Annotated in this window: 3 protein-coding genes and 2 pseudogenes; all 5 read right to left on the reverse strand. The window is 65.0% G+C overall.

All coding sequences use genetic code 11. The features are described 5' to 3' along the window. Nucleotides 1-28: 28 nt before the first annotated feature. A pseudogene (gene paaE / locus G3436_RS16800) lies at nucleotides 29-1,104 on the reverse strand (1,2-phenylacetyl-CoA epoxidase subunit PaaE). A 31-nt stretch (nucleotides 1,105-1,135) separates the two neighbouring features. Continuing rightward, nucleotides 1,136-1,669: a 1,2-phenylacetyl-CoA epoxidase subunit PaaD gene (paaD, locus tag G3436_RS16805; protein WP_163947112.1), complete on the reverse strand. Its 534-nt coding sequence runs from the start codon at nucleotides 1,667-1,669 to the stop codon at nucleotides 1,136-1,138. Next, nucleotides 1,656-2,416: pseudogene (gene paaC, locus G3436_RS16810) on the reverse strand (1,2-phenylacetyl-CoA epoxidase subunit PaaC). Before paaC ends, paaD begins: the two are co-directional and overlap by 14 nt. A gap of 8 nt (nucleotides 2,417-2,424) precedes the next feature. Further along, the gene (gene paaB / locus G3436_RS16815) at nucleotides 2,425-2,706 is read right to left on the reverse strand and encodes a 1,2-phenylacetyl-CoA epoxidase subunit PaaB (RefSeq protein WP_163947115.1); all 282 of its coding nucleotides are present in this window, start codon (nucleotides 2,704-2,706) and stop codon (nucleotides 2,425-2,427) included. A gap of 26 nt (nucleotides 2,707-2,732) precedes the next feature. Beyond that, complete coding sequence (paaA, locus tag G3436_RS16820; RefSeq protein WP_163947118.1) at nucleotides 2,733-3,722, reverse strand: 1,2-phenylacetyl-CoA epoxidase subunit PaaA; 990 nt, start codon at nucleotides 3,720-3,722, stop codon at nucleotides 2,733-2,735. Nucleotides 3,723-3,875 lie beyond the last annotated feature (153 nt).

Below are 3,875 nucleotides of genomic sequence, written 5' to 3' on the forward strand. Positions count from 1 at the left end.
GCTTGCCAGCGAAGGGATCGCTGCGGTATCAGATCTGATCGAAGTCCAGCACCACCCTGTCGCTGACCGGGTACGTCTGGCACGACAGCACGTACCCCGCCGCCACTTCGTAATCCTCCAGAGCGTGATTGCTGTCCATCTCCACCTCCCCTTCGATCACCTTGCATTTGCACGTCGAACACACGCCCGCCTTGCACGAGTACGGCAGTTCGGCGCCGATCGCATTGCCCGCGTCCAGCACGCTCACCGTGTTGCGCGGCAAGTCGAACGCCAGCGCCCGGCCGTCACTGATCACGGTGATCTGGCTCACCGCTGCATCCAGCTGGCGCGCCGCCTCGCGGGCCTCGCGCCTGCCCTCGTTGCCCGCCGCCGCAAACAGCTCGAAATGAATCCGCTCGGCCGCCATGCCATTGGCCTGGAGGCTGTCGCGCACGGTTTCGGTCATGGCCTGCGGGCCGCAGATGAACGCGGCCTGCAGCCCGCGCACATCCACCCAGCGCGAGAACAGCTGGCCGCACTTGTCGGCGTCGATGCGCCCGTTGTACAGGTCCACATCCTGCTGTTCGCGGCTGAACACGAAGATCAGGTTCAGGCGCTGCAGGTAGCGGTTCTTCAGGTCTTCGAGCGTGCTGCGAAACAGCGCGCCAGAGCTGGAACGGTTGCCATAGAGCAAGGTGAAACGGCTGTTGGGCTCGCGCTCCAGGGTGGTCTTGATGATCGACAGGATCGGCGTGATGCCGCTGCCTGCCGCCACTGCCAGGTAGTGGCCGTGGCGGGTCGGGTCGAGCGGTACGTGGAAGCTGCCCGACGGCGGCATCACGTCCAGGGTATGGCCGACCTTGAGCACCTCGTTGGCAAACGCCGAAAAGCGCCGCCGGCGACACGCTTGATCGCCACGCGCAGCTCGCCCTCTTCCACACCACTGCAGATCGAATACGAACGGCGCACTTCCTCGTCGTCCAGTTGGGTGCGCATCACCAGGTACTGGCCCTGGGTGAAGCGAAAATCCTGCTGCAACGCTTCGGGCACGTCGAAGGCGATGGACACCGCATCGCGGGTCTCGGCGCGTACATCCTTGATGGTCAGGCGGTGAAATTGACTCATGCTGTTCTCCCGCTGCACGGCGCCTGGGCGCTCAGATGCATTTGAAATAGTCGAAAGGTTCCAGGCACTCGCGGCAGCGATACAGCGCCTTGCAGGCCGTGGAGCCGAACTGGCTGAGCAGTTCGGTGTGCGCGCTGCCGCACACCGGGCACGCCACCTGCGGGCCCTCGCCCAAGAGGCTGCGTTTGCTGCTACTGCCCACCGGCGGCGCGATGCCGTAGGCGCGCAAGCGCTCGCGCCCCTGCTCGGTGATCCAGTCGGTGTTCCAGGCCGGGGTCAGCCGGCGCTCCAGGCACGGCGCAGCAAACCCGGCCTGCTCCAGCGCCTGGCGAATATCGCCCTCGATCACCTCGGTGGCCGGGCAGCCCGAATAGGTCGGTGTGACCACCAGGTGCAGGTGCCCGGCCTGCCAGCGCAGGTCGCGCACAATGCCCAGGTCGACCACGCTGACCACCGGTACCTCCGGGTCCATGACCTGCTCCAGCACCGCCCAGGCGTGGCTCAGGTCGCAGGCCTGCAGCGCCCGCGCGCCGTGATCGCTGGCGATCAGCTCACCAGGTTGCATCGGGGTAGGCCCGTGGCAGGCACTGCATCTCGGCCAGCAGGATGCCCAGGTGCTCGGTGTGCACGCCGGTACGCCCGCTGAGGTAGAAGTAGTTGGCCGCCGGTGGCAGCGGCAGTTCGACCGACGCGAACGTGGCCTCGACCTGTTGCAGCCATGCCGCGCCGACCTGCGCCGGGTTGGCGGCGATGCCAGCTGCCGCCAGGGCCGTTTCGGCATCGCTGCCCGTGGCCAGCTCAACCGTGAAACGCCACACCAGGGGGATCGCTGCCAGCATGCGCCGGCGGCTTTCGTCGGTACCCCCACCCAGGCGCTGCACCCATTCGCTGGAGCGGCGCAGGTGTAGGTGACTTCCTTGAGGGCCTTGGCGGCGATGCCGGCGATACGCTCGTCACTCGACTCGCACAGGCCCTGCAGCACCTGCAGGTGCCAGGCATCGAAGAGGAACTGCTTGGCCATGGTCACGGCAAAGTCGCCGTTGGGTTGCTCGACCAGCAGCAGGTTGCGGTAGGCGCGCTCGTCACGGCGGAATGCCAGGTCATCGGCATCGCGCCCGTCGCCCAGCAGCTCGGCGGCGTAGTCCAGCCAGTTGCGCGCCTGACCCACCAGGTCCAGGCCCACGTTCATCAGTGCCAGCTCTTCTTCGATGGCAGGCGCCTTGCCGCACCATTCGCACAGGCGCTGGCCCTGGATCAGGGCGCTGTCGCCGAGCAGCAGCAGGTAGTCGATCAGATCGGTTCGCGTGGTCATGGTCGGCCTCACATGTGCCCGACTTCGTCGGGCAGTTCGTAGAAGCTGGCGTGCCGGTAGACCTTGTCGTCGGCCGGGTCGAACAGCGGGTCCTTTTCATCCGGCGACGAGGCGATGATCAGCGCCGAAGGCACCACCCACAGGCTTACGCCTTCGCTGCGACGGGTGTAGAGCTCGCGGGCGTTCTCGATGGCCATGGCCGCGTCGGCCGCGTGCACACTGCCCACATGCTTGTGGTTGAGGCCGTGCTTGCTGCGCACGAACACTTCGTAGAGGGTCCAGACAGACATCGTGGTATCTCCCATCAGTCGCCGTATCAGGCGGCGTTCTTGTTCTGTTGTTTACGGGCGTAGGCCACAGCGGCTTCACGTACCCAGGCACCGCTTTCGATGGCGTTGCGCCGGGTGGCCAGGCGTTCCTGGTTGCACGGGCCGTTGCCCTTGAGCACGTCGTAGAACTCCTGCCACTGGATCTCGCCGAAGTCGTAGTGGCCGCGCTCGGCGTTCCATTTCAGGTCCGGGTCGGGGGCGCTGCAGCCGAGCAGTTCGAGCTGCGGGATGGTCTGGTCGACGAAGCGCTGGCGCAGTTCGTCGTTGCTCTGGCGCTTGATCTTCCAGGCCATGGACTGGGCACTGTTGGGCGAATTGTCGTCGCTGGGGCCGAACATCATCAGCGCCGGCCACCACAGGCGATTGATCGCGTCCTGCACCATGTCGCGCTGGGCCTGGGTGCCGTGGCGCATCATGGTCAGCAGCAGCTCATAGCCCTGGCGCTGGTGAAAGCTCTCTTCCTTGCAGATGCGCACCATGGCCCGCGCGTACGGGCCGTACGAGGTGCGCTGCAGCACCACCTGGTTGACGATGGCAGCGCCATCCACCAGCCAGCCCACCGCGCCCATGTCGGCCCAGTTCAGGGTCGGGTAATTGAAGATGCTGGAGTACTTGGCCTTGCCGCTGTGCAGCTTGGCGATCTCTTCGTCGCGGTCGGCGCCCAGGGTTTCCATGGCGCTGTACAGGTACAGGCCGTGGCCGGCTTCGTCCTGGATCTTGGCCATCAGTTGCAGCTTGCGCTTGAGGGTGGGCGCACGGGTGACCCAGTTGCCCTCGGGCAGCATGCCGACGATTTCGGAGTGGGCGTGCTGGGAGATCTGGCGGATGAGGGTCTGGCGGTAGGCCTCGGGCATCCAGTTCTTGGCTTCGATCTTGATCTCGGCGTCGATCTTTTCCTGGAAGGCACGTTCCTGGGGCGACATCTCGTCCAGGGACTGGATGCGTTTGACGCCGGTTTCGACAAGCTGTGCGTACATGTTCGGGCTCCCGCCTCAAGGCTGGTTGGGCATGGGAGTATTTATAAGCGATACACAATTCAATATCAAACTGCTTTTTCGTGTATCTAATAATTTTTTGTATCGCTTTTGCCGGTCTCTTCGCTGGCAAGCCAGCTCCCACAGGGTTCTGCG

Source organism: Pseudomonas brassicae (genome assembly GCF_010671725.1).
In the GTDB taxonomy this organism is placed as follows: Bacteria; Pseudomonadota; Gammaproteobacteria; order Pseudomonadales; family Pseudomonadaceae; genus Aquipseudomonas; species Aquipseudomonas brassicae.